At 45.1% G+C, this 2,565-nt stretch carries 5 protein-coding genes; all 5 read left to right on the forward strand.

Features of this window, described 5'->3' with window-relative positions:
- The coding region (locus D791_RS18445) for an Rpn family recombination-promoting nuclease/putative transposase (RefSeq protein WP_036514946.1) at positions 1 to 693 on the forward strand (693 nt) is incomplete at its 5' end.
- Between the two features lie 330 nt (positions 694 to 1,023).
- Positions 1,024 to 1,290, forward strand: a complete 267-nt coding sequence (locus D791_RS18450) for an RpnC/YadD family protein (RefSeq protein ID WP_036514949.1) — start codon at positions 1,024 to 1,026, stop codon at positions 1,288 to 1,290.
- Between the two features lie 371 nt (positions 1,291 to 1,661).
- Positions 1,662 to 2,036, forward strand: a complete 375-nt coding sequence (locus D791_RS18455) for a hypothetical protein (protein ID WP_036514951.1) — start codon at positions 1,662 to 1,664, stop codon at positions 2,034 to 2,036.
- A gap of 143 nt (positions 2,037 to 2,179) precedes the next feature.
- The gene (locus D791_RS21250; protein ID WP_237748712.1) at positions 2,180 to 2,353 is read left to right on the forward strand and encodes an Rpn family recombination-promoting nuclease/putative transposase; all 174 of its coding nucleotides are present in this window, start codon (positions 2,180 to 2,182) and stop codon (positions 2,351 to 2,353) included.
- Between the two features lie 16 nt (positions 2,354 to 2,369).
- Positions 2,370 to 2,565 (forward strand): PD-(D/E)XK nuclease family transposase (locus D791_RS21255; protein ID WP_237748713.1); only part of this gene is annotated, 196 nt, incomplete at its 3' end.

Here is a 2,565-nt window from a genome sequence, read left to right on the forward strand (position 1 = left end):
ATGCAGGTCCGCCGTTACAATGCGTGGGGTAAGCGCAGTGCGTATTATTTGGCGCGGATGTTGGGTGAGCAGTTGGATGCAGGGATGGATTATGCCAAGCTGCAAGCCGCGGTTGGGATCCATCTGTTGGATTTTGATTTATTTATGGACAATGAAGCTCAGCGACAGCAAGCCGTCTGGCGTTTTGAAATGCGAGATGAACAACAGCCGGATGTGCGTTTAGGGAACGAGTTGCAGGTCAATTTGATCGAACTGAAAAAGGCAGATCGATTAGAGTTGAGTTCGGGGTCTTTGAGGTTTTGGATCGAGTTTTTGGAACATTGGCAGAGTCTGGTTCAGATGGTGGATATACCTTATGAGCCAGTGAGAAAGGCAATGGAGCGATTGAAGATGATTAGTGCAGATGATGAAGAGCGTCGGTTGGCATTTGTGCGTCAACGGGCGATGCATGATGAAGCGACCTTGTTGAAGGAAGCGAGGGAGGGTGGTTTTGAGCAGGGCATTGAACAAGGTATAGAGCAAGGAATTGAAAAAGGCATAGTACAAGGCATTGAAAAAGGTCGCCAAGTCCAAATGCGTGAAACGGCTCTAAACTTAATATCAATGAATGTTTTAACGGATGCTCAAATTGCGCAAGTATCAGGTTTAAGCGAGTCAGAGGTTATTGTTTTACGTGATGATGGTAAGCATTAATCTGACATGGAAATGTTTTATGTCTGAGAGATCAAGTTTAAGCATTGCTCTCTCAGTCTATTCAACTGAGGCTTAAAGCTTTTAGTAGGGTAGCTTAGACACTCTACCCACCCCTTCCAGAGAGCCGCCGTAAATACGTCCGTGTAGGCTTGAATGCCGCATCCATGCGGCATGCACTCTCTGAAAGTGATGGGTAGAGTGCCTTGGGTAGCGTTGTGGTGTACACGATTTCTTAAAGGCGTTTTAAGGTTACAAAGGTTGATACTCCTTTCTGGAGCATTGCCGGACATACCCTATGAGCCAGTGAGAAAGGCAATGGAGCGATTGAAGATGATTAGTGCAGATGATGAAGAGCGTCGGTTGGCATTTGTGCGTCAACGGGCGATGCATGATGAAGCGACCTTGTTGAAGGAGGCGAGGGAGGGTGGTTTTGAGCAGGGCATAGCACAAGGCCTTGAAAAAGGTCGCCAAGCACAGATGAGTGAAACTGCACTTAAGCTTATCGTCCGTACCGAAATGGACGATGTGATGATTGCAGAGCTGTCAGGTTTAAGTGTGGGCCAGGTTGAACAGTTGAGGCTTAAGGCTAACCACTGATTTGTTAGTGGGGCACAAAGCCGGTGGTTTAGCTTGGGCACTCTACCCACCCCTTCCAGAGAGTCGCCGTAAATACGTCCGTGTAGGCTTGAATGCCGCATATGCGGTATGCACTTCTTCGGCAGCGTGCTAGCAGCATCGAGAAAGAATTCGGTGCGATTTACGCCCACTCAACCGTTGTGACATCCAGTTCAATTTTTAGGATTTATTCCTATATACGCTTGTGCCACTAGTCGATAAAGTTCTATTAGATATAGGGTTGCTCGTCAGCTGTAACCCTCAATGCAATAGCCTTTTACTGCTCTCAGGATAGGATCATTGCTGCACATGCTGATGGTATAGAGTATTTATTAACGGAGACGAGGTAGGATATGGGGCACTATAACTATGGCAATTCGCTTGCTGATTCTGATATTCCAGATACGCTTACAAAAGAACAGGTAATGCTCCTACTGGACAATGTCATAAAGGAAACATTTTTTGAATTATACGAGCATGCATTTGGTGCGCCAGATGATGCTATCACTGCGAGAGTGGAGGAAGCTGACCTTTTGACGGTTAAGAGTTGGATGATCAACATTGTTGATGCTCAAACCCCGAGTGATTTGTTTGTATCACCTATCGAGCGTACGGTAGCGAAATTTGCTGCCAGCGTGCTTAACAGAAAGTATGGTAAAAATATTAACATCGATGATATTAGAAAACCTGAGGACCTTTATAGCCTCTTGAAAAAAGAAAGTGATTAAGATATTGAAATCTATGACAGAGCTAGTTTGGAAGATTTGCAACTGATTGCATCTAAGCATTAAAGTTAAGGTGGTAGATTCAGCGGCTAAGTTGGGTTTACGGCTTTTAAAGGATAAACAATATAAAGATCAGGATGATCATCATGCAAAATTTCGATTTGTTAGACCCCCGTAATGACTATGTGTTTAAACGCATTTTTGCTGAAGCGCCGGATTTGTTGGTGCATTTGATCAATGATGTGCGGCCAGATTTGCCGAGTATTACCTCGGTAAAGGTGTTAAATCCCAGTATTAATCCAGCTGAGTTGACGGGGTAAATACATCATTTTGGATGTGCTGGCGCAGGATGCGGAGAATAACCGCTATAATATTGAGATGCAGGTCCGCCGTTACAATGCGTGGGGTAAGCGCAGTGCGTATTATTTGGCGCGGATGTTGAGTGAGCAGTTGGATGCGGGGATGGATTATGCCAAGCTGCAAGCCGCAGTTGGGATCCATCTGTTGGATTTTGATTTATTTATGGACAATG

The organism is Nitrincola nitratireducens (assembly GCF_000585235.1).
In the GTDB taxonomy this organism is placed as follows: domain Bacteria; phylum Pseudomonadota; class Gammaproteobacteria; order Pseudomonadales; family Balneatricaceae; genus Nitrincola; species Nitrincola alkalisediminis.